We start from the raw sequence: 23787 nt of genomic DNA, 5'->3' as shown, positions 1-23787 counted from the left end.
TCGACTACTATTGATCCCGAACAAGAGGAGTTCCATGAGCAACGTTTCTGAAGAACCTGGACACGGTCACTCGCCGGCCGCCTGGACCGCCGTGATCGTGATGCTGATCGCTTTCAGCATCGGCACCGTCGCCTTTTTCTTCGACGTGCAGTGGCTCGTGTGGGCGTCTGCCGGTCTCCTCGTCGTGGGAGCGATCCTCGGCAAAGTGCTGGCCGTCGCAGGTTTCGGGGCGTACAGCCCGCGCTATGCGGGTAAAGGACACTAGAGGGTGCTCGATCAGCTCCTCGCCGGCGCGATCGAGGATGCGGAGACACGACAGCAGAGCGTGAGCCTGGCGTCTGTCGAAGCCGCCGCTCTGTCTGCGCCCGCGCCCCTCGACGCACTCTCCTTTCTCGCTCCGTCGGAGCGCGTCAAGGTGATTGCCGAGATCAAGCGTTCCAGCCCGTCCAAGGGCGCACTCGCCGACATCGTCGATCCCCAGGCTCTCGCCCGTGAATACGAGGCAGGTGGCGCCAGTGCCGTCAGTGTTCTCACCGAGGGTCGGCGCTTCGGCGGTTCACTCGACGACCTGCGCGCGGTGCGCGCGGCGATCGACATCCCCGTTCTGCGCAAAGACTTCATCGGCCTCGAGTACCAGGTGTTCGAGGCCCGGGCCGCGGGTGCCGATCTCGTGCTGCTCATCGTCGCCGCTCTCGATCAGAAGACGCTCACGCGACTGCACTCCCTGATCACCGAGCTGGGCATGACCGCGCTCGTCGAGACGCACTCCGCCGACGAACTCAGCCGTGCCATCGATCTCGGCTCCCGCGTCATCGGTGTCAACGCTCGCAACCTCACCACGTTCGAGCTCGATCCCGACCTGTTCGGCCGACTGGCCGACAGCATCCCCGAAGGCACGATCCGCATCGCGGAGTCAGCGGTGAAGACCGCCGCCGATGTGGCCCACTACCGCCGTTCCGGCGCAGACGTGGTGCTCATCGGAGAGGCCCTGGTCACCCACGGCAGCCCTCGCGAAACCCTCACAGAATTCCTGAGCGTGAACCCATGACGATCGACTCGAGCCCCACCCACCTGCGCGACGAGACGGGCCCGTTCTTCGGCGAGTTCGGGGGGCGGTTCATGCCCGAGTCGCTCATCGCCGCTCTCGACGAACTCTCCGCCGCGTACGACGATGCGAAGGCAGACCCGGAGTTCCACCGCGAGCTCGCCGAGCTGCACCGCACCTACACCGGACGACCCTCCATCATCACCGAGGTCCCTCGTTTCGCCGAGCACGCCGGCGGCGCCCGCATCCTCTTGAAGCGCGAAGACCTGAACCACACCGGTTCGCACAAGATCTGCAACGTGCTCGGGCAGGCTCTGATCGCCAAGCGCATCGGCAAGACCCGGTTGATCGCCGAGACGGGCGCGGGCCAGCACGGGGTCGCGACGGCGACCGCGGCGGCCCTGTTCGGCATGGAGTGCGTCGTCTACATGGGCGAGGTCGACACCGAACGGCAGGCCTTGAACGTCGCCCGCATGCGGCTCCTCGGAGCAGAGGTCATTCCGGTGACCACCGGAACGCGCACCCTGAAAGACGCCCTCAACGAGGCCTTCCGCGACTGGGTCGCCAACGTCGAGAACACCCACTACCTGCTGGGCACCGTCGCCGGCCCCCATCCGTTCCCGGTCATGGTGCGCGACTTCGTGAAGATCATCGGCGAAGAGGCACGCCAGCAGGTCATCGACATGACGGGCGCTCTGCCCGACGCTGTCGTGGCCTGTGTCGGCGGCGGCTCCAACGCCATCGGGATCTTCCACGCGTTCCTCGACGACCCCGACGTGGCGCTGCACGGCTACGAGGCCGGCGGCGACGGAGTCGACACGCTGCGTCACGCGGCCAGCATCACCATGGGTCGCCCCGGAGTGCTGCACGGCTCACGCAGCATCATGCTGCAAGACGAAGACGGCCAGACGGTCGACTCGCACTCCATCTCGGCCGGCCTCGACTACCCCGGAGTAGGCCCGGAGCATGCGTGGCTCGCATCCATCGGTCGCGCCACCTACACGCCGGTGACCGACGCCGCAGCGATGCAGGCGTTCCGGCTGCTCTGCCAGACCGAGGGCATCATTCCCGCGATCGAGTCGGCACACGCCCTGGCCGGCGCCATCCAGCTCGGGCGCACCCTGGGCGAGAAGGCCACCATCCTCATCAACCTGTCGGGTCGCGGCGATAAAGACGTCGAGACCGCGGGTGCCTACTTCGGCGTTCTGGATGCCGGGGCCGGCGCATGACCGCCGCCGGCGTCATCGAGTCTCCCGTCGCATCCGCCATCGAGGCCAGCCGCAGGTCGCGGGCCGGAGCACTCATCGGCTACCTGCCCGTCGGGTTCCCCTCTCTCGATGAGAGTATCGACGCGGCCGTGGCCCTGGTCGAGAACGGCGTCGATGTCCTCGAACTCGGCATCCCGTACTCCGACCCGGTCATGGACGGCCCGGTCATCCAGAAGGCTACCCAGGCATCGCTCGACGCGGGCTTCCGACTCCGCGACGCCTTCACGGCCGTCGAGAAGATCAGGGCGCGCGTCGACGCTCCCGTTCTGCTCATGACCTACTGGAACCCCGTGGTGCAGTACGGCGTCGCACGCTTTGCCGACGACCTCCGTTCAGCTGGGGGAGCCGGGCTGATCACGCCCGATCTCACGGTCGACTCCGGTGCCGATTGGCTGACCGAAAGCGACCGCACGGGTCTCGACAGGGTCTTCCTCGCCGCCCCCACGTCGACGGAAGAACGCCTCCGACTCGCGGTCGAGAACAGCCGCGGATTCGTATACACCGTCTCGACGATGGGAACGACGGGAGCCCGCGCCGAGCTGGGCCTGGCCGCGGAGAAGCTCGTTGGCCGTCTGCGTTCCGTCGGATCGACCAGCGCCTGCGTGGGCATCGGGGTCTCGACAGCGGATCAGATCGCCGACATCCTCGGTTATGCCGACGGCGCGATCGTCGGATCGGCCCTCGTGCGCGCACTCGCAGAAGACGGAGTCGACGGAGTCGCCCGTCTCGCCGCCCAGCTGGCGACCGGCACCGGTCGCTGAGCGACACTCCCGCCGTCCTACAATAAGCATCAGCCCCTCTTACGTCTGATCTCCCGCTTCGGCGAGCGAACAGGCGCCCGCACGAGCACAACACGATGAAAGGTCGAAACCGTTGGTCTTCGCCCCCACCAGCATCCCGAGTCCGACGCCGGAATGGCAGAGCCTGAAATTCGATGTCAGCGGCTTCACCGGATGGCTACACAGCCTGGGACTGCCGCAGTTCAACAACACCCTTGAGATCCGCGTCTACGCGCTCTGCATCCTCGCGGGAATCGTGTTGGCCACCATCCTCACCTCGCGTCGGCTGACCGCGCGCGGGGCGGAGCCGGGCGTCGTGCTCGACATCATCCTGTGGGCCATCCCGTTCGGCATCATCGGGGCCCGCATCTACCACGTGCTCACGCACCCCGGCGACTACTTCGGCGAGGGAATCGAGTGGTGGAAGATGTTCGCCATCTGGGAGGGCGGCATCGCCATCTTCGGTTCGCTCATCGGCGGCGCGGTCGGCGCTTACATCGGCTGCCGTCTGAGCGGCATCCGCTTCTGGACGTTCGCCGACGCCCTCGCGCCGGGCATGCTGCTCGCGCAGGCAGCGGGCCGCTTCGGCAACTACTTCAACAACGAGCTCTTCGGAACGCCCACCGACCTGCCGTGGGGTCTCGAGATTCAATCGTCGAATCCGGCCTTCCCCGTGGGCCTGGCCGACGGAACGCTCTTCCACCCGACCTTCCTCTACGAGGTCATCTGGAACCTGGCGGGCGTCGCCGTCATCCTGCTGCTCGAACGCAAGCTGCGCCTCCAGTGGGGCAAGGCCTTCGGCGTCTACCTCATCTGGTACGGCATCGGTCGCACCATGTTCGAGACGATGCGCGTCGATCCGAGCGAGATCTTCTTCGGCGTGCGCACCAACGTGTGGGGCGCGCTGTTCGCCATCGTGGTCGGACTCCTCATCATTCTCATCCAGCGCCGCGAGCACCCCGGTGCCGAGCCCGGGCCCTACCGGCCGGGCGCAGAATGGGTGCCCGCGGGTGCTGGGGTAGAATCGAGCGATACTTACTCGGACGACGAGCTCAGGGGCGATGGAGCCACCGATTCTCGCGAGAAAGAATCCGTCGCATCAGACGCCACAAGCGTCGTCGGTGCGAAATCCACGAACTGAACACGACCGTCGCGCAACTCGCGTCCTCAGCTTCCGAACACCCCTACAGCCGACTCGACCCGACAGGGCATCACGGCATTTCCCTTATGGGCCAGCGGCGTCCCAGATCCTTAAGTAATTACGTAGAGGACGGCACTTCCTTGTCCCAGCAGCCACGGTCCGAGCAGCCCCCGCAGTCCCGATTCAGTTCCGTCCCCGCCGCCCAGGGGTTGTACGACCCTGCCGCGGAAAGAGATGCCTGTGGCCTGGCCATGGTGGCCACCCTGCGCGGTACGGCAGGGCACGACATCATCGACACGGCGCTCGGCGCGCTGCGCAATCTCGAGCACCGAGGCGCGATCGGTTCCGACGCCGGAACCGGTGACGGCGCGGGAATCCTCACGCAGATTCCCGACGAGTTCCTCCGCGCCGTCGGCCCGGCCGAGCTTCCCCCGGTAGGCCGCTACGCGGTCGGCAACGCGTTCCTCCCGACCGATCCGGCCGAACGCGACGCGATCGTCTCACGCATCGCCGAGATCGCCGACTCCGAAGGTCTGCGCATCCTGGGATGGCGCGAGGTCCCGATCCGCCCCGACGAGCTGGGGCGCCTCGCCCGCGCTGCGATGCCGGCGATCTGGCAGCTCTTCGTCACCAGCATCAACCACGACGCCGAGGGTGCTCCGCTCAGCGGGCTCGTCCTCGACCGGCTGACGTACCGCCTGCGCAAGCGCGCGGAACGCGAGCTCGAGGTGTACTTCATGTCGCTCTCGTCGCGCACCCTGACCTACAAGGGCATGGTCACGACGCTGCAACTCGAGCCGTTCTACCCCGACCTGTCCGACGAGCGGTTCGCCTCGAAGCTCGCGCTCGTGCACTCCCGCTACTCCACGAACACCTTCCCGTCGTGGCCCCTGGCTCAGCCCTTGCGCATGATGGCGCACAACGGCGAGATCAACACCGTGCAGGGCAACCGCAACTGGATGCGCGCGCGCCAGTCCCAGCTCGAGTCCGAGGTCATGGGCGACCTGACCCCGCTTCTGCCGATCGTCACGCCCGGGGCGAGCGACTCTGCGTCGTTCGACGAGGTCGTCGAGCTGCTGACGCTCGCCGGTCGATCGCTTCCGCACGCCATCATGATGATGGTGCCCGAGGCGTGGGAGAACCAGGCCGACTTCGACCCCGAGCACAAGGCGTTCTACGAGTACCACTCGATGTTGATGGAGCCGTGGGACGGTCCGGCCGCTCTCGTCTTCACCGACGGCGATCTCGTCGGAGCGACCCTCGACCGCAACGGACTTCGTCCCGGACGATACCTCGTGACCGACGACGACCTCGTGGTGCTCGCCAGCGAGATCGGAGTCATCGACGTCGATCCCGCCAGAGTCGTGCGCAAGGGACGTCTTCGCCCCGGCAACATGTTCCTCGTCGACACCGACGCCGGCCGCATCATCGAGGACGACGAGATCAAGGACTCGCTCGCAGCCACCGGACCGTACGCCGAGTGGCTCGATGCCGGTCGCATCAACCTCCGCGACCTTCCCGAGCGCGAGCACATCGTGCACACGCCCGCGTCTGTGACGCGCCGTCAGCGCACCTTCGGCTACACCGAAGAGGAGATCCGAATCCTCCTCATGCCGATGGCCAAGAACGGCGCTGAGCCGCTGGGAGCCATGGGCTCGGACACGCCCATCGCCGTGCTCAGCGAACGACCGCGCCTGCTGTTCGACTACTTCACCCAGCAGTTCGCGCAGGTGACCAACCCGCCGCTCGACTCGATCAGAGAAGAGGTGGTCACCTCGATGCGCCTCGGCCTCGGGCCGGAGCGCAACCTCCTGACGGCCACGGCCGAGCACACGCGCCAGGTCATTCTCGACTTCCCCGTCATCGACAACGACGAGCTCGCGAAGATCCAGCACATCGATCCGCACTCCGGAAGCCGCATCACGACGACGATCCGCGGCCTCTACCGGGTCGAAGACGGACCTCTGGCGATGCAGGAGCGCATCGCGGAGATGTGCCACGAGGCCGACCAGGCCATCGACGACGGCGCCTCGTTCATCGTGCTCTCCGACCGTGACTCGAACAAAGACCTCGCTCCTGTTCCGTCGCTGCTGATGCTCTCGGCTGTGCACCACCACCTCATCCGCCAGGAGACCCGCATGAAGGTCGGCCTGATCGTTGAGGCCGGTGACGTCCGCGAGGTACACCATGTCGCTCTCCTCATCGGCTACGGCGCGTCGGCCGTGAACCCGTACCTCGCCATGGAGACCTGCGAGAACCTCGTGCGGAGTGGTCGTCTGACCGGTCTGACCCCGGAGAAGGCGGTCAAGAACGTGATCAAGGCGCTCGGCAAGGGCGTTCTCAAGATCATGTCCAAGATGGGCATCTCGACGGTGTCGAGCTACGCCGGGGCGCAGGCGTTCGAGGCCGTCGGCCTCGGAACCGACTTCGTTCGCGAGTACTTCACCGGCACCACGACCAAGCTGGGCGGAATCGGAATCGACGTCGTCGCATCCGAGAGCGCCTCGAGGCACCGCGCCGCGTACCCCGAAGACGAAGCGGCTTCGGCCCACGAGCCGCTCGCGACGGGCGGCGAGTACCAGTGGCGACGCGAGGGACCACCGCACCTGTTCAACCCCGAAACGGTGTTCCGTCTGCAGCACTCGACGCGCAACCGCCGTTACGACATCTTCCGCGACTACACGCGGTTGATCGATGAGCAGGCCGAGAACCTCATGACTCTGCGCGGGCTCTTCAAGCTCCGCCACGGCGCCCGCCCGCCTGTGCCCCTCGACGAGGTCGAGCCGATCGAATCGATCGTCAAACGATTCTCGACGGGCGCGATGAGCTATGGCTCCATCTCCCAGGAGGCTCACGAGACCCTCGCCATCGCCATGAACTCCATCGGCGCGAAGTCGAACACGGGCGAGGGCGGCGAAGACACCGACCGCCTTCTCGACCCGCGGCGCAGAAGTGCGATCAAGCAGGTCGCATCCGGCCGTTTCGGCGTCACGAGCATGTACCTGACGCACGCCACCGACATCCAGCTCAAGATGGCGCAGGGCGCGAAGCCCGGCGAGGGCGGACAGCTTCCTCCCACCAAGGTCTACCCCTGGGTCGCACGCACTCGTCACGCGACCGCCGGTGTCGGACTGATCTCGCCGCCTCCGCACCACGACATCTACTCGATCGAAGACCTCAAACAGTTGATCTTCGACGTCAAGCGAGCGAACCCGTTGGCTCGCGTGCACGTCAAGCTGGTCAGCCAGTCGGGCATCGGCGCGGTCGCCGCGGGCGTGACCAAGGCGCTGGCCGACGTCGTGCTGGTCTCCGGCCACGACGGGGGCACGGGCGCGAGCCCGCTGAACTCGCTGAAGCACGCGGGAACCCCGTGGGAGATAGGCCTCGCCGAGACGCAGCAGACGCTGATGCTCAACGGTATGCGTGACCGAGTCGTCGTCCAGGTCGACGGCCAGATGAAGACCGGCCGCGACGTGATCATCGGCGCCCTGCTCGGCGCAGAGGAGTACGGCTTCGCGACGGCCCCGCTCGTCGTCGAGGGCTGCATCCTCATGCGGGTCTGCCACCTCGACACGTGTCCGGTCGGCGTCGCGACGCAGAACCCCGAGCTCCGCGCGCGCTTCACCGGAAAGCCGGAGTTCGTCGTGAACTTCTTCGAGTTCCTGGCTCAGGAGGTGCGCGAGTACCTCGCCGAACTCGGCTTCCGCTCCCTCGAAGAGGCGATCGGACACCACGAGTTGATCGACATGAACGGTGCGATCGAGCACTGGAAGGCCGACGGCCTCGACCTGAGTCCGATCCTCGTCGGACCCGACTTCGCCGACGACGAACCACGCTCGAACCGCAGACAGCAAGACCACGAGCTCGAGAAGCACTTCGACAACCGGCTCATCCGAGAGGCGCAGTCGGCCCTCGAGTTCGGCGAGCCTGTCGCCATCACGCTTCCGATCCGCAACACGGAGCGTGCCGTGGGAACGATGCTGGGCAACCAGGTCACCCTCCAGCACGGCGAGGCCGGGCTTCCCGAGGGAACCATCCAGGTCACCCTGCTCGGCTCGGCCGGCCAGTCCTTCGGCGCCTTCCTTCCCTCGGGAATCACTCTCCGGTTGGAGGGCGACTCGAACGACTACGTCGGCAAGGGGCTCTCAGGCGGACAGATCATCGTTCGCCCCGACCGCCGCAGCCAGTTCGCGGCCGAAGAGAACGTGATCGCCGGAAACGTGATCGGCTACGGCGCGACGCGCGGCAGCATGTTCATCCGGGGCATCGTGGGCGAGCGCTTCCTCGTGCGCAACTCCGGGGCCACGGCCGTGGTCGAGGGCGTGGGAGATCACGCGCTCGAATACATGACCGGTGGTCTGGCGCTGATCCTCGGCTCGACCGGTCGCAACCTCGGCGCGGGGATGTCCGGCGGAACCGCCTACATCCACCGTCTTCGCACCGAGAGTGTGAACCGCGACTCGCTCGCGAGCGGCGAGCTGAAGCTGCTTCCCCTCGGAAGCGCCGACGCGGAGATCGTGCGCGATCTTCTCACCCGCCATGAACTCGAGACAGGATCGACGCGTGCCGCGGCGATGCTGGCCGATTTCGACACGACCGTGACGGAGTTCGTCAAGGTTCTTCCCCGCGACTACGCCGCGGTGTTGGAGACAAGGCAGACGGCCGTCGATGAAGGACTCGACCCCGATGGCGACATCGTCTGGGGACGTATTTTGGAGGTAACCGGTGGCTGATCCCAAGGGATTCCTGAAGGTTCAGGAACGTGAGCTGCCCAAGAGACGACCGGTATCGGTTCGACTCATGGACTGGAAAGAGGTCTACGAGCAGGGCGATCCGTCCGAGCTCCGTCGCCAGGCCGGCCGCTGCATGGACTGCGGCATCCCGTTCTGTCACCAGGGCTGCCCGCTGGGCAACCTAATTCCGGAGTGGAACGACCTGATGTTCCGAGGAGAAGGCCGGCAGGCGATCGAACGCCTCCACGCCACGAACAATTTCCCGGAGTTCACCGGTCGGCTCTGTCCGGCACCCTGCGAGAGTTCCTGCGTTCTCGGGATCAATCAGCCTGCCGTCACGATCAAGCAGGTCGAGGTGTCGATCATCGACCAGGCCTTCGCGAACGGATGGGTGCAGCCGCACCCGCCGGAGCGCCTCAGCGGCAAGACCGTCGCCGTCGTCGGATCCGGTCCTGCCGGCCTCGCGGCTGCACAGCAGCTGACCCGTGCGGGCCACACCGTCGCCGTGTACGAGCGCGACGACCGCATCGGCGGTCTGCTGCGCTACGGCATCCCCGATTTCAAGATGGAGAAGAAGCAGCTCGAGCAGCGGCTGAACCAGATGATGGCGGAGGGCACGCGCTTCCGCGCCGGAATCACCATCGGCGTCGACATCTCCTGGGCCGACCTGCGAGCCCGCTACGACGCCGTCATCGTCTGCACTGGCGCGACCGTTCCTCGCGATCTCCCGATCCCTGGCCGCGACCTCTCGGGCGTGCACTTCGCGATGGACTACCTGGTTCAGCAGAACAAGCTCGGCGCGGGCGACACGATCGCCGACCAGATCACCGCCGAAGACAAGCACGTCGTCGTACTCGGTGGCGGCGACACCGGAGCCGACTGCATCGGAACGGCGCACCGACAGGGTGCCCGCTCCGTCACCAACCTCGCTATCGGGGCCCAGCCTCCGAGCGAGCGGCGCCCCGACCAGCCCTGGCCGACATTCCCCACTCTGTTCGAGGTGTCCAGCGCCCACGAAGAGGGCGGAGAGCGGCAGTTCCTCGCCACGACCGTCGAATTCCTGTCGAACGAGTCTGGAGAGGTGCGCGCGATCCGCGTCGCCGAGACCGAATTCGTCGATGGTCGTCGCGTGCCGAAGGCCGGTACGGAGCGCGAGATCCCGGCCGACCTCGTACTTCTGGCCCTGGGATTCACGGGTGCCGAGCACACCGACCTCACCAGTCAGCTCGGCGCTCAGTTCGACGATCGAGGCACCGTCGGTCGCGCCGGCGACTACCAGACGAGTGTGCCCGGAGTCTTCGCAGCGGGCGACGCAGGTCGCGGTCAGTCGCTCATCGTCTGGGCGATTGCTGAGGGACGTGCTGCGGCATCGGCCGTAGACGAGTACCTTGAAGGTGCCACGGAACTCCCGTTCCCCGTCAAGCCCACCGACCGCTCGATCTCGATCTAACGCTCCATCCCCGTTCCATCCTTCATCCGATTCAGCCACTATCCCGATTGCGCCCTTCCCGGGCGCAGAGAACACGGAGTACCACTACACGATGAGACGCGCAAAAATCGTCGCCACCCTCGGCCCGGCAACCTCGAGCTACGAAGACATCCGGGCGATCATCGACGCCGGCGTCGACGTCTGCCGCATGAACCTGAGCCACGGAACCTATGACGTGCACGAGGGCATCTACGCCACCGTGCGCAAGGCCGCGGCCGACTCGGGTCGTGCTGTCGCCGTGCTCGTCGACCTGCAGGGTCCCAAGATCCGCCTCGGAAAGTTCGAGGGCGGCCCCTACTACCTCAGCGAAGGTGACATCTTCACCATCACGATCGACGACGTGCTTGGCACGAAAGAGCTCTCCGGAACGACGTTCAAGGGCCTGCCGCAAGACGTGAAGCCCGGAGACTTCCTGCTGATCGACGACGGCAAGGTCAAGGTCCAGGTCGTCGAATCAGACGACCGCACTGTCACCACCAAGGTCATCGTGGCGGGCAACGTCTCCAACAACAAGGGAATCAACCTCCCCGGTGTCGCCGTCAACGTGCCTGCTCTCTCGGCGAAAGACGAGGCCGATCTGCGCTGGGGTCTGAAGCTCGGTGCAGACCTGATCGCCCTGTCCTTCGTGCGTGACGCGAAAGACGTCGAGCGTGTGCACGAGATCATGGCCGAGGAGAACCGCCGTGTTCCCGTCGTCGCCAAGATCGAGAAGCCTCAGGCCGTCGACAACCTCGAAGAGATCATCGACGCGTTCGACAGCATCATGGTGGCTCGTGGAGACCTGGGCGTAGAGCTTCCCCTCGAGGCCGTTCCGATCGTGCAGAAGCGCGCCATCGAACTGTCGCGTCGTATGGCCAAGCCGGTCATCGTGGCGACGCAGATGCTCGAGTCGATGATCTCCAGCCCGATTCCCACCCGTGCCGAGACCTCCGACGTGGCGAACGCCGTTCTCGATGGTGCCGACGCGGTGATGCTCAGCGGCGAGACCAGCGTCGGTGAGTACCCGGTCATCACGGTGCAGACCATGGCTCGCATCGTCGAGTCCACCGAGGTGCACGGGCTCGACCGCATCCCTGCGCTCGGTACGAAGCCGCGCACCCAGGGCGGCGCTGTCACGCTGGCCGCCGAAGAGGTCGCCAACTTCGTCGAGGCGAAGTTCGTGGTCGTCTTCACCGAGTCGGGCGACTCGGTGCGTCGTATGTCGCGCCTGCGCTCGAAGATTCCCATGATCGGCCTCACTCCCGAAGAGGGCATCCGCAACCGCATGGCCCTCACCTGGGGCGTCGAGTCCTACCTCACGGAGCGGGTCAAGCACACCGACCAGCTCATGGTGCAGGTCGACGATGTGCTGCTCGGCAAGGAGCTGGCAGAGGTCGGCGACAAGGTCGTCGTGATCAGCGGATCGCCTCCCGGAAAGTCGGGCACGACCAACGACATGCGCATCCACGTCGTCGGCTCGGCCCACAACCCGTCGAAGCCCGAGGTCATCGAGAACTAACGATCCGGCTTGCGCAGACGCCCCCTCACATCTCGTGAGGGGGCGTTCGTGCGTGCGGGTATAACGCCATACACCTCGGTCCCGTTCCTGGCAATGGCAGGGCTGCGCTCTGTCGTCTCTCGTCCAGCCGGAATAGTGTCAGCACATGACAGACACATCGAACAACGACGTTCCGGGCGGCGCAACACCGTCGAACACAGCCACCGGCCCCGAGGGCAAGACGATCGGCGACTGGACCGATCTCGGGCGCGAGATGTGGTCGTACCTCACGGGTCGTGGAGCCGCGGTCAACTACAGCTTCGTCGACATGGTCGTCGAAGTACCGCGAGACATCGGCCCTGACGCCCCACGAGCGACCTGGAAGTTCAACGGCACGCTGCGCATCACGACCAGCGACGACCAGGCGGCCGGCTCAGACCCGCTCCGTTCCTGACGATCATGGCTGCATCGGTCCGTTTCGACATCGACCTGACGTTCGAGCTCACCGACGGCGAGGACAACACGATCGAGGGTTCGATCACGGCCGCCGGGTCGACCATCGAGATTCTCGTATCGCGTCCCGAGGCGTTCGTGGACCGCACGCGGGCATCGCTGGCTCGCATCCGTGACCTGGCCGGCGGACTCGCCCGACGGGGTGTGACGATCCGGCTGTCTGGACCGGCGGGCATGGTGGGGGAGTTGGGCGCCGTGAAGACCTCGGTAGCGCAGCGCGTAGCCTCTGGGTCGCCGCATATCCGTCTGGGAAAGACGAGCGTCGTCACGTCGCTGCTGATGCGCCGCACCGAGGCCGCGAGCCGCGTCGCCTTTCCTCCATCGACGCTGCTGCCCCTGTTGCCCACATTCGACCGTCGCGCCCGCTTCCGTCCGACCACGACCCACGCCGCACCGGGCTCCGGGCGGCCGCGGTTGATCTTCGTGATCGGCTCCGAGAACTGGGACGGGTCGCCGCCGCGAGAATTCGAACTCATCGACGGCGTCACGGTCATCGGCTCTGGGCCCACTGCCGACCTGCGGCTCGAGGGTCTCGACCCGGTTCACGCGACGATCACGCATACCGACGATGACGAGTACACGTTGCGGCTCGCATCGGAGACGCCAGGAGACATTCCTCTTCTCGATCGCGATTCCCCACGTCGTCCGCTCGCTCGCGTGCTCCGAACGGGTGCCCGTATCGAACTCGGCGCGTGGCGGCTCGGCTACTTTCGGGCGGAGTTCGCCGATCACGGGCGTCCCTTCGGCGGCCGGATGGGCGGAGAACTCTCCCGGCAGAAGCCGCAGCCGCCTCGACCGGGCGCACGGCACGACGGGGGAGCGGAGCAGTAGCGCAGCTCTTCACGCTCATCGAGCATTAACGAAGAGTGGCCCAGGCGAAATGCCTGGGCCACTCTCAGATGGGCTGGAAATGCTCAGCTCATACTCGCTGTGGGTGTTAGCCCTGACGCGACTTGAACCGGGGGTTGAGCTTGTTGATAACGAGCGTGCGCCCGTTACGCCTGACAATCTGCGAACCCTGCATCTTCTTCATCGAACCCAGTGAATTGCGTACCTTCATACTGAACTCCTTCCCTTTGGCAGGTATAACGCCCAGCGTCGATCGTTATTCCCGACCGGGAGCACCCACACGCCGAGGCAGAAGTCACGTGATGAAAAGTACCGGTGGTGGGACTCGAACCCACAAGCCCTCACGGACAGCGCATTTTGAGTGCGCCGCGTCTGCCATTCCGCCACACCGGCTCGTTCACGTGCTGGGATCAGAATACCGTAGGCTTGCAGGGTGTCAGACCAAGAATCCACCCCCGTCGCGCCCCGTCGCGTAGTCGTTGCAGAAGACGAATCGCTGATTCGCCTCGATATCGTCGAGATCCTCCGTGATAACGGCTTCGAGGTCGTCGGTGAAGCAGGGGATGGCGAGACCGCCGTCGCGCTCGCCACCGAGCTGCGCCCCGACCTGGTGATCATGGATGTCAAGATGCCTCAGCTCGATGGCATCTCGGCTGCCGAGCGTCTCAGCAAGGGTCACATTGCGCCCGTCGTACTGCTCACCGCGTTCAGCCAGAAAGAACTCGTCGAGCGCGCGACCGAGGCCGGAGCACTCGCCTACGTCGTCAAGCCGTTCACGCCGAGCGATCTGCTGCCCGCCATCGAGATCGCACTCTCGCGTTACGCGCAGATCATCACCCTCGAGGCAGAGGTGGCCGATCTGGTCGAGCGATTCGAGACCCGCAAGCTCGTCGACCGCGCCAAGGGCCTGCTCAACGAGAAGATGGGCCTGACCGAGCCCGAGGCGTTCCGCTGGATTCAGAAGGCGTCTATGGACCGTCGCCTCACCATGCACGATGTCGCCCTGGCGATCATCGAGCAGCTCAGCGCCAAGAAGTAGAGCCGACCCTGTCGTCCAACGGTTCCGCGTTCCGTCGACCCTCTCGAGGCTCCGTCGAACCCGATCGGCCGATTCGCCGGGCCACCCTCAAACTCAAGCATGAGGTCTTGCCGGCCAACGCCGTGGCATTCTCCGATGACATCGTCGCGGTGGCACGCTCCGTCAGCGGGATCGATCTCGACTATTCGGTCGACAGCCTGGAGCAGGTCGACAGCCTCATCGCCGGCTTCCGAGCGCAGGGCGTGACCGAGGAACGATTCGCCGAGACCCTCTTCGGTTTCGGCTGCTACGTCGGCGAGGTCATGGTTCGGCACGCTGGCGGAGTATGGACGACCAGCGCCGGAACAGCCCTCGAGGCGTACGCGAGCTTTCCGCTGCTGGTCTCGCTGCCTCCGCAGAATCTCAGCAATCCCATCGGCAAGGTCTTCAAGGCCTTCCGCAACGGGGAAGCAGACAGCATCACCCACTTCTACCGGGCGATGACCTCGAACTGACTCAGTTCTTCTTGTCGATGATCATGTTCGTGATGCGGATCGTCGAGCAGCGCCGACCCTGATCGTCGTCGATGGCGATTTCGTGCGTCGTGAGGGTGCGCCCCAGGTGGATGGGCGTGCAGACGGCGGTCACCAGGCCGCTGCGAGCCGATCGCGTGTGCGAGGCGTTGATCTCGATGCCGACGGCGAGCCTGTCGGGGCCGGCGTGCAGATTCGCCGACATGGAACCGAGGGACTCGCCGAGAACGACGTAGGCGCCGCCGTGCAGAAGATTCGCCGGCTGTCTATTGCCCTCGACCGGCATCGTGGCGACGGCCCGCTCGAGCGTGAACTCGACGAACTCGATGCCCATCTTCTCCGCCAGCTCGCCGGCGCCCCTGTCGCGAATCCAGCCCAGCGCATCCACAGTGTTTTCGGTCATCGTCGCCTTCGAATGCTGGGGCCCGGCCGCCGTCGGAGGTGACTTGTAGGCTGGGGGTCGTGTCGGATTCAGAAAAGCCTACCCTCCTCGTCATCGACGGCCATTCACTCGCGTTCCGGGCGTTCTACGCCCTGCCCGTCGACAGTTTTCAGACCCGCGACGGGCAGCACACCAATGCGATCCACGGCTTCATCGCCATGCTCATCAATCTCCTCAAGGCAGAGAAGCCGACCCACATCGCGGTGGCGTTCGATATCTCCCGGCATTCGTTCCGCACGCGTGAGTACCCCGAATACAAGGGCACGAGGGGCGAGACGCCCCCCGAGTTCAAAGGCCAGATCCCTCTGCTCGAAGAGGCTCTGCACGCCATGAACATCACCACGGTGTCGAAAGAAGACTACGAAGCCGACGACATCCTGGCCACCCTCGCTCGCCAGGGTGAAGAGCAGGGTTACCGCGTCTTCGTCGTCTCGGGCGACCGCGACAGCATCCAACTCATCCGCCCCGACGTGACCCTGCTCTACCCGTCTGCCATGGGTGTGTCCCAACTCACGCGCTACGACGCCGAGAAGGTGTTCGACAAGTACGGCGTGCAGCCGCACCAATACCCCGAGATCGCCGCTCTCGTCGGCGAGACGAGCGACAACCTGATCGGTGTCGACAAGGTCGGTCCGAAGACGGCCGCCAAGTGGATCAACCTGTACGGCAGCCTCGACGCGATCATCGAGCGCAGAGACGAGATCAAGGGCGTGGTCGGCGACAAGCTGCGCGAGCAGTACGAGAACGCGGTGCGCAATAGAAAGCTCAATCATCTGCTCACCGACGTCGAGCTGCCGGTCGGTCCGGCAGATCTCGAGCGCAAGCCCATCGACGAGCAGGCTCTGCGCGAGGTGTTCGGTCGACTCGAGTTCCGCACTCTTCTCGACCGTGTCCTCAAGCTCGACGGCCAGGGTGCAGCTCCGGATGCGTCGGCCGCGCAGGGCTCCGCGGGTCCCGAGGCCGTTCCTGTCTCGATCACGGCTCCGACCCCGGCGACGGTGCTCGACGAAGAGCTCGAGCTCTGGCTCTCTCGCGCCCAGAAGAACAACCCGCAGGGGCTCGCCCTCCAGGTCGAAGAGCAGGGCGGCGTACCCATCGGCCTCGGCATCGCATCGGCCACCGAGAGCCTGTTCGCGCCCTGGAGCGCGGGGAGCCCCGACTACTCGGCTCTCGAAGCGTGGCTGGCGAGCGACTCGCCGAAGATCATGCACGGAGCGAAGGAACAGATCAAGACGCTTCGTCGAGCCGGGCTCGCCGTGTCCGGGCTGAGCTTCGATAGCACGCTCGCCGCCTGGCTGGTCCGTCCCGACTCCTCAGCCGATCGCTCGCTCGCCGAACTCGTCGACCGCACCCTCGCCGAGGTGCTGCCCACGCCCGATCCCAATCAGCTCGTGCCCGACGACGACTCCGACGTGGGCCCCGCGACCCAGGCGTGGTACATCGCACGCGTCGCGGCCGCCCAGATCTCGTCGCTCGACGAGCGAACGATGCGGGTGCTCGGCGAGATCGAGATTCCCACGCTGATGGCGCTCGTCGACATGGAACTCATCGGAATCACGGTGAGCCACGACGAACTCTCGCAGCTGTCCTCCGAACTGGCCGCCACGGCCACCGACCTCGCCACCGATGCCTACGAGATCATCGGCGGTGAGATCAACCTCGGGTCGCCGAAGCAGATCCAAGAGGTGCTCTTCGACAGGCTCTCGATGCCCAAGACGCGCGCCACCAAGACGGGCTACTCGACCGACGCCGGCGCTCTCGCCGACCTGCAAGCGTCGAGCCCGCACCCGTTCCTCGGTCTCCTGCTGCAGCATCGCGATGCGACCAAGCTGCGCCAGATCATCGAGACCGTCGACAAGGCGATCGCCCCCGACGGCCGAGTGCACACGCGCTATGTCCAGACCGGATCGAGCACCGGTCGCATCTCGTCGACCGACCCCAATCTGCAGAACATCCCCGTGCGCGCCGAAGAGGGCCGTCGCATCCGGCACGCTTTTCAGGTGGGCGACGGTTTCGAGACTCTACTCACCGCCGACTACTCGCAGATCGAGATGCGGATCATGGCCCATCTGTCGGGCGACGAGGGCCTCATCACGGCCTTCACCGAGGGCGAAGACCTGCACCGCTTCGTCGGCGCGCACGTCTTCGGCGTCGAGCCCTCCGACGTCACACCGGCCATGCGCACCAAGGTCAAGGCCATGTCCTACGGCCTCGCCTACGGGCTGAGCGCCTTCGGACTCTCGAAGCAGCTGCGTATCGAGTCCAGCGAGGCCAAGAAGCTCATGTCCGACTACTTCGAGCGCTTCGGCGCCGTGCGTGACTTTCTGCGCAACGTGGTGCTGCAGGCTAAAGAAGACGGCTACACCGAGACGATCTTCGGCCGCCGTCGTCCGTTCGCCAACCTCAACAGCGCGAACAGGGTGCTGCGCGACAACGACGAGCGGGCCGCTCTCAACGCCCCGATCCAGGGCACCGCCGCCGACATCATCAAGATCGCCATGATCAACATCGCACGCGACCTGAAAGAGCAGCAGCTCGCCTCGCGCATGCTTCTGCAGGTGCACGACGAACTGGTCTTCGATGTCGCACCCGGCGAGTGGCAGACGCTGTCCGAGATCGTTACCACGCGCATGAGCACCGCCGCCGAACTTCGGGTTCCCCTCGAAGTGCAGGTCGGTCGCGGAGCGAACTGGAACGACGCCGCGCACTGATCGTTCCCCTCGCTCAGCCCTTCTCGACACCATTCGGACACCTCCAGGACGCCCGCCCGACATCCGAGTCACAGAGAATGTCGAGGTGACAACGGCGGCGAGCATCGTATTCTCGTCTTTCACGTCGGCTGCGGACCCCATGCCACGAGCCTGGTCACGGTTTCGCGATGGGCTGACTGCTCCATCCGACCGGCCCCTCGATCGTCTCGCCGACCCGCAGAACGGTCCGGTCTGCGTCTGGCGTCTCCTCGCCAGCAACAACCGCGAACTCGGGCGGAGTGCCGTGATCTATCACTCATTCGACGACGCCCGAGACGCCGTCCTCGGCGCTCGCCTGGCCCGACACGACATCGAGATCAGGTCTGTGCACGGACCCAACGCCGGCACCCACGGATGGTTCGCACACGAAGTCGACGGTCCGCCACTGATGACGTGTGGCCGATGGTACGGCGCACACGCCGCGAGCGTCGACGCTGCGCAGCACTCGGTCGACGCATTCTTCAACGCGACTGTCCTCGGTGAGGCCCACCGGCGACTGTCCCCAGACAGACGACGTTCCACTCGAGAAACCATTCGCGTCCACTCGGGAGCCGACGATGCCGGAGGTCCTCGTTAGGCTGAATGCATGACCGATCTCCCACAGCCTCCCGCACGAACGCCAACGGAGATCGACTCCATCGCCGAAGAGTGGGTCGACACCCTCGTGCGGCTGCAACCGACGCTCGGCACCTACATCGGCCGCGTCGAAGCGAACACCCGCTTCGCCGATCTGTCTCCCACGGGCCACGAGCTCTACCTGGCCGAGGTTCTGCGAGCTCAGGCTCAGCTGGCAGCGGCAGTTCCCGTCGACGACGTCGACAGCGTCACGCAGCTCGACCTCGGCGCCTCGCTGCAACTCGAAGTGGACAGTGCCGAAGCAGGCCTCCATCTGCGAGACCTCAACGTCATCGCGTCGCCGTCCCAAGATATCCGGGAAGCCTTCGATCTGATGCCGACCGAGACGCCAGCGGACTGGCAGATCATCGAGACGCGGCTCCGCGCGGTGCCCGTCGCGCTCGACGGATACATCGAGACCCTGCGAGAGGGCATCGCCCGAAACATCGTGCCTGCCAGACGCCAGGTCGTCGAGGTCGCCGCGCAGGCACGCAAGAACGCATCCAGCGACGGCTTCTTCGCCAGACTTCCGCATGGCGCTCCCGCCGAATCTGCGACGGAGTCGCTCGAGGAGGCAGCCTTGACCGCTGCCGGCGGATACGCGCGGCTCGCCGACTTTCTCGAGACCGAGCTCCTGCCCGCGGCAACCCCGGTGGATGCCGTGGGTCGCGACATCTATACGCTTCGGTCACGCGAATTCCTCGGCGCCACGATCGACCTCGACGAGACCTACGAGTGGGGTCTCGCCGAGCTCGCCCGCATGACTCGCGAACAGGAGGCGATCGCGCAGGAGATCCTGCCGGGTGCGACGGTGCACGAGGCTATCGCTCACCTCGACGCCGACGACTCCCGCAAGCTCCACGGAACAGCTGCGTTGAAGGAGTGGATGCAGACCACGAGTGATCGGGCCGTCGCCGAACTGTCGCGAAGCCACTTCGACATCCCCGAGGAGATCCGGGCACTCGAGTGCATGATCGCACCGACCGACGAGGGCGGCATCTACTACACGGGCCCCACCGACGACTTCTCCCGCCCCGGACGCATGTGGTGGTCGGTACCCGCGGGAGTCACCACGTTCGATACCTGGCGCGAGCTGACCACGGTCTACCACGAGGGAGTGCCCGGGCATCACCTGCAGATCGGCCAGGCCGTCTACAACAGGGCCACCCTCAACACCTGGCGTCGCCAGCTGGCGGGAACGTCTGGGCACGCAGAGGGGTGGGCCCTCTACGCCGAACGCCTGATGGAGGAGTTGGGGTACCTCGACGATCCGGCCGACAGACTCGGCATGCTCGACGGTCAGAGAATGCGGGCAGCTCGGGTTGTTCTCGACATCGGAGTCCACCTCGGCAAGCCGCGTCCCGACGGCAACGGCATCTGGGACGCCGAGTACGCGCTGGACTTCATGCGAGCCAACGTGAACATGGACGACGCCTTCATTCGCTTCGAAGTGAATCGCTACCTCGGCTGGCCCGGACAGGCGCCGTCGTACAAGGTCGGCCAGCGCATCTGGGAGCAGCTGCGCGATGCCTACAAGGCACAGCAGGGCGATGCCTACGATGCCAAGGAGTTCCACCGCCGCGCACTCGATCTCGGTGGGGTCGGCCTCGATACGCTCCAGAGATTCCTGCTCGCAGACGGAGGCTCTCGATGAGCAACACGCCACCGCCCGGATGGTATCCCGAAGAGAACTCGCCACGAGAGCGCTGGTGGGACGGCGAAAAGTGGAGCGACGCACACCGCGATGCTCCACCGGCCGCGGTCACGCCGCCCCAGCAGGCCGGCCCGGTCACGGCTGCGGCGCCGAACCCGTCACGCCGTCGGGTCTGGCCGTGGGTGCTCGGGGGGTCGGTACTCGTGGTGGTCGCCGTGGTCGTCGCTGCCGTTCTCGTGCTGACGAGTGTCTTCTCGTCGATCGATCGAACATCGTCGAGTCGGTCTGAATCTGGCTCGCGAGGCACCTCCGGCGCACCGTCAGGCAGCTCCGGCGACGGCATCGAGATCGGAGACGGGGGAGACGACGCGGTTCGAGTCGTCACCTACATCGACTACTTCTGCCCGTTCTGCGGCCAATTTGAGACGACCAATGCCGAGCAGCTCTCCGAGTGGGTCGACTCGGGCAAGGTGGTGCTCGAAGTCCACCCCATCTCGATTCTCGACCGCGCCTCTCTCGGAACGAAGTACTCGACCCGAGCCGCCAATGCTGCCGCCTGCGTCGCGGACTCCGCGCCCGATAGCTTCGAGAAGTTCAGCGCGCTCCTGTTCGAGAAGCAGCCCGCAGAGAACACGGAGGGGCTGAGCGACGCCGACCTCATCGACCTGGCGAAGGAGGCTGGCGCGGGAGACGGCACCGGTGTGACGGACTGCATCGACGCGGGCGAATTCACCGGATGGGTGACGGAGGCCACCGAGCGTGCGCTGAACGAGCCCGTGCCCGACTCCGACCTCGACAGCATCTCGGGCACCCCCACCGTGATCGTCGACGGAGTGCAGTACGACGGCAGCCTGACCGACGCGCAGGAATTCGCGGACTTCGTGCTGCCGGGCGCCAACTGAACGGTCGTCGCCGAGCACCCCTCTGAGCCGCGCAGCCTCCCTGAGTAATACCGCAGGCGGGGATGAGTAGCTCATCACCTACCCCGCACTCTGCGGGCTTCGTAGCGTGTGCACATGAGCACATCAGATCCGCGCGTAGAACGCGCCGCACGCCAAGCCAGGGCAGCGAAAAGCCCCGGCACCGCCCTCGTCATCGCTCTCCTGGGAGTCGTCCACATCGTCGTGTGGGTCGTCGCCGGATTCGGCATGGGGAGCATCCTCGACATCTTCCGTCTTATGACGGTCAATCAGGTCGGCAACTGGACCAGCGACCTCGACTCGGTGGACTCCCAATTCCTCGCCGTCGGAGCCATCTGCATCGGCTCCTTCGTCGGCGTCTTCCTCACCGGGCGACTCGGCCGGGCCGGGCTGGGCGGCGCCGCGCTCATCATCCCGTTCTGCACGGCCCTCTTCGGGATCGCCATCGGACTGGTGCTCTTCATTCCGAACTGGAGCGCGCCCGATGCGATCGGCGAGAAGGTCGCGTTCATCGATGGGGGCGACCCGGAGCCGTGGCAGTCGGACGCGTGGGCCGCCTACTACCTGCCCTACTGGCTTCCCGCCACCGTCGGCGTCGTCTTCCTCCTCGCTGTCGTCGCTGCGCTGGCCGCGATGAGAGCGACCAGACGCAGTCTGAGCCGGATGACGGACATCGAAGCACGAGGCACCCGGGTGCCCGGCGTCGTCACGGAGGCGATCGCGACCGGGACCGAGATCCAGGGTTCGCCGCGCATCCAGTTCACGACGCGCTTCACGGACACCGCCGGAACGGATCGTTGGGTTACGAAGAGAGCGACCTTCCCTCGTGCTGCCACGCCGCGCGCAGGCGACCCCGCCGTCGTGTGGTTCGACCCTCTGGCGCCGAACGACGAGACGAAGATCATGGTGGGTCTCGGCCCGGAGGCGGCGCAGTTGGCGGGACGGCCCACGGTGTTGCCGCGCACCGATCTCCGGGGCTAGAATGACTTGGCACGTTTTGTGCCATCCCATCCGCTCGCCGTCGGCAGAGCAGTCTTGCTCGAAACCTCGAACTCGGCTGTCGTCGGCCTGATATATGTCCATCCTGGAGCATTTACTTTTATGACAATCGCAACGACCGACAGAGTAGCCAAGCAGGTCGCCATCAACGACATTGGCTCGGCAGAAGACTTTCTTGCCGCGGTCGAAAAGACACTGAAGTTCTTCAACGACGGAGACCTCATCGAGGGCACCGTTGTGAAGATCGACCGCGACGAGGTTCTCCTCGACGTCGGGTACAAGACCGAGGGTGTCATCCCCTCGCGTGAGCTTTCCATCAAGCACGACGTCGACCCCACCGAGGTCGTCCAGGTCGGCGATCTGGTTGAGGCCCTCGTTCTTCAGAAAGAAGACAAAGAAGGCCGCCTGATCCTCTCCAAGAAGCGCGCTCAGTACGAGCGTGCGTGGGGAGACGTCGAGAAGATCAAGGACGCCGACGGTGTTGTCACCGGTTCGGTCATCGAGGTCGTCAAGGGTGGACTCATCGTCGACATCGGACTCCGAGGCTTCCTGCCCGCGTCGCTCATCGAGCTTCGTCGCGTGCGCGACCTCACGCCCTACCTGGGCCAGGAGATCGAGGCGAAGATCCTCGAGCTCGACAAGAACCGCAACAACGTCGTTCTGTCGCGCCGCGCCCTGCTCGAGCAGACGCAGTCCGAGAGCCGCACCACGTTCCTCAACAACCTCCAGAAGGGACAGGTCCGCAAGGGCGTCGTCTCGTCGATCGTCAACTTCGGTGCGTTCGTCGATCTGGGTGGAGTCGACGGACTGGTTCACGTCTCCGAACTCAGCTGGAAGCACATCGAGCACGCCTCCGAGGTCGTCGAGGTTGGCCAGGAGGTCACCGTCGAGATCCTCGAGGTCGACCTCGACCGCGAGCGTGTCTCCCTGTCGCTCAAGGCGACGCAGGAAGACCCGTGGCAGGTCTTCGCCCGCACCCACGCCATCGGCCAGGTTGCTCCGGGTAAGGTCACGAAGCTCGTTCCCTTCGGCGCATTCGTTCGCGTCGCAGAGGGCATCGAGGGACTCGTTCACATCTCCGAGCTGTCGGGCAAGCACGTCGAGCTCGCCGAGCAGGTCGTGTCGGTCGGCGACGAGGTCTTCGTCAAGGTCATCGACATCGACCTCGAGCGTCGCCGCATCTCGCTGAGCCTCAAGCAGGCCAACGAGGGTGTCGACCCCGAGGGCACCGAGTTCGACCCGGCGCTCTACGGAATGCTCACCGAGTACGACGACCAGGGCAACTACAAGTTCCCCGAGGGCTTCGACCCGGAGACGAACGAGTGGCGCGAGGGCTTCGAGACCCAGCGCGAGAAGTGGGAGCAGGACTACGCTGCGGCCCAGGCTCGCTGGGAAGCCCACAAGAAGCAGGTTGCCACGAGCAACGCCGAGGTCGCCTCAGGCGACGGCGCCAGCGCCGGTTCCTCGTTCTCGAGCGAGTCGACCGGAGCCGGCACGCTTGCCGACGACGAGACCCTCGCCGCGCTTCGCGAGAAGCTGTCGAGCAGCAACTCCTAGGTTGC

Annotated in this window: 19 protein-coding genes and 1 tRNA gene; 17 read left to right on the top strand and 3 right to left on the bottom strand. The window is 65.7% G+C overall.

The window, feature by feature from the left end:
- Positions 1-34: 34 nt before the first annotated feature.
- The 10 genes from CCK87_RS06140 to CCK87_RS06095 all read left to right on the top strand — a co-directional run bounded on the left by CCK87_RS06140 (position 35) and on the right by CCK87_RS06095 (position 13276).
- Positions 35-265 (top strand): DUF6704 family protein, encoded by a 231-nt coding sequence (locus tag CCK87_RS06140; protein WP_044438359.1) that lies wholly within the window; start codon positions 35-37, stop codon positions 263-265.
- A 3-nt stretch (positions 266-268) separates the two neighbouring features.
- On the top strand, positions 269-1048 hold the full coding sequence (trpC, locus tag CCK87_RS06135) for an indole-3-glycerol phosphate synthase TrpC (RefSeq protein ID WP_086460580.1): 780 nt from the start codon (positions 269-271) through the stop codon (positions 1046-1048).
- Positions 1045-2274 carry a tryptophan synthase subunit beta gene (gene trpB / locus CCK87_RS06130; RefSeq protein ID WP_086460579.1) on the top strand — a complete coding sequence of 410 codons (1230 nt, stop codon included), beginning with the start codon at positions 1045-1047 and terminating at the stop codon, positions 2272-2274. Before trpC ends, trpB begins: the two co-directional genes overlap by 4 nt.
- A 14-nt stretch (positions 2275-2288) precedes the next feature.
- Entirely contained in the window at positions 2289-3074 is a 786-nt protein-coding gene (gene trpA / locus CCK87_RS06125) for a tryptophan synthase subunit alpha (protein WP_249273814.1), read from the top strand.
- A 205-nt stretch (positions 3075-3279) separates the two neighbouring features.
- Complete coding sequence (gene lgt, locus CCK87_RS06120; RefSeq protein ID WP_249273813.1) at positions 3280-4233, top strand: prolipoprotein diacylglyceryl transferase; 954 nt, start codon at positions 3280-3282, stop codon at positions 4231-4233.
- Positions 4234-4442: 209 nt separating this feature from the next.
- Positions 4443-8966, top strand: coding sequence for a glutamate synthase large subunit (gene gltB, locus CCK87_RS06115; RefSeq protein WP_283160434.1), 4524 nt, complete (start codon positions 4443-4445; stop codon positions 8964-8966).
- Complete coding sequence (locus CCK87_RS06110) at positions 8959-10416, top strand: glutamate synthase subunit beta (RefSeq protein WP_086460576.1); 1458 nt, start codon at positions 8959-8961, stop codon at positions 10414-10416. The genes gltB and CCK87_RS06110 overlap by 8 nt, the downstream gene beginning before the upstream one ends.
- A 91-nt stretch (positions 10417-10507) precedes the next feature.
- A complete protein-coding gene (pyk, locus tag CCK87_RS06105; protein ID WP_086460575.1) occupies positions 10508-11953 on the top strand; it encodes a pyruvate kinase in 1446 nt (481 codons plus the stop codon).
- 145 nt (positions 11954-12098) lie between these two features.
- Positions 12099-12386 (top strand): hypothetical protein, encoded by a 288-nt coding sequence (locus CCK87_RS06100; protein ID WP_170927171.1) that lies wholly within the window; start codon positions 12099-12101, stop codon positions 12384-12386.
- 5 nt (positions 12387-12391) lie between these two features.
- On the top strand, positions 12392-13276 hold the full coding sequence (locus tag CCK87_RS06095; protein WP_086460574.1) for a hypothetical protein: 885 nt from the start codon (positions 12392-12394) through the stop codon (positions 13274-13276).
- Positions 13277-13382: 106 nt separating this feature from the next.
- On the opposite strand, the gene CCK87_RS06090 is transcribed toward CCK87_RS06095, so the two are convergent.
- Positions 13383-13505: a ribosomal protein bL36 gene (locus CCK87_RS06090; RefSeq protein ID WP_055928744.1), complete on the bottom strand. Its 123-nt coding sequence runs from the start codon at positions 13503-13505 to the stop codon at positions 13383-13385.
- A gap of 99 nt (positions 13506-13604) precedes the next feature.
- Positions 13605-13687: transfer RNA gene (locus CCK87_RS06085), tRNA-Leu, on the bottom strand.
- Between the two features lie 40 nt (positions 13688-13727).
- On the opposite strand from CCK87_RS06085, the gene CCK87_RS06080 reads away from it, so the two are divergent.
- Positions 13728-14333, top strand: coding sequence for a response regulator (locus CCK87_RS06080; protein ID WP_055781364.1), 606 nt, complete (start codon positions 13728-13730; stop codon positions 14331-14333).
- Positions 14334-14440: 107 nt separating this feature from the next.
- Positions 14441-14827 carry a hypothetical protein gene (locus CCK87_RS06075; protein ID WP_212638197.1) on the top strand — a complete coding sequence of 129 codons (387 nt, stop codon included), beginning with the start codon at positions 14441-14443 and terminating at the stop codon, positions 14825-14827.
- Between the two features lies 1 nt (position 14828).
- Here CCK87_RS06075 and CCK87_RS06070 read toward each other — a convergent pair whose 3' ends face one another.
- Positions 14829-15248, bottom strand: a complete 420-nt coding sequence (locus CCK87_RS06070; RefSeq protein ID WP_085486133.1) for a hotdog fold thioesterase — start codon at positions 15246-15248, stop codon at positions 14829-14831.
- A 59-nt stretch (positions 15249-15307) separates the two neighbouring features.
- Here CCK87_RS06070 and polA point away from each other — a divergent pair, with 59 nt between their 5' ends.
- The 5 genes from polA to rpsA all read left to right on the top strand — a co-directional run bounded on the left by polA (position 15308) and on the right by rpsA (position 23782).
- Positions 15308-17998, top strand: coding sequence for a DNA polymerase I (polA, locus tag CCK87_RS06065; protein ID WP_086460572.1), 2691 nt, complete (start codon positions 15308-15310; stop codon positions 17996-17998).
- Between the two features lie 625 nt (positions 17999-18623).
- Positions 18624-20306: a DUF885 domain-containing protein gene (locus CCK87_RS06055; RefSeq protein ID WP_086460570.1), complete on the top strand. Its 1683-nt coding sequence runs from the start codon at positions 18624-18626 to the stop codon at positions 20304-20306.
- On the top strand, positions 20303-21208 hold the full coding sequence (locus CCK87_RS06050) for a thioredoxin domain-containing protein (RefSeq protein WP_086460569.1): 906 nt from the start codon (positions 20303-20305) through the stop codon (positions 21206-21208). Before CCK87_RS06055 ends, CCK87_RS06050 begins: the two co-directional genes overlap by 4 nt.
- A gap of 114 nt (positions 21209-21322) precedes the next feature.
- Positions 21323-22207: a DUF3592 domain-containing protein gene (locus tag CCK87_RS06045; protein WP_086460568.1), complete on the top strand. Its 885-nt coding sequence runs from the start codon at positions 21323-21325 to the stop codon at positions 22205-22207.
- Between the two features lie 120 nt (positions 22208-22327).
- Entirely contained in the window at positions 22328-23782 is a 1455-nt protein-coding gene (gene rpsA / locus CCK87_RS06040) for a 30S ribosomal protein S1 (protein WP_044443396.1), read from the top strand.
- Positions 23783-23787: the final 5 nt, after the last annotated feature.

The organism is Agreia sp. VKM Ac-1783 (genome assembly GCF_900177765.1).
Taxonomy (GTDB): Bacteria; Actinomycetota; Actinomycetes; order Actinomycetales; family Microbacteriaceae; genus Agreia.
This window is presented reverse-complemented; position numbering and strand designations above follow the sequence as displayed.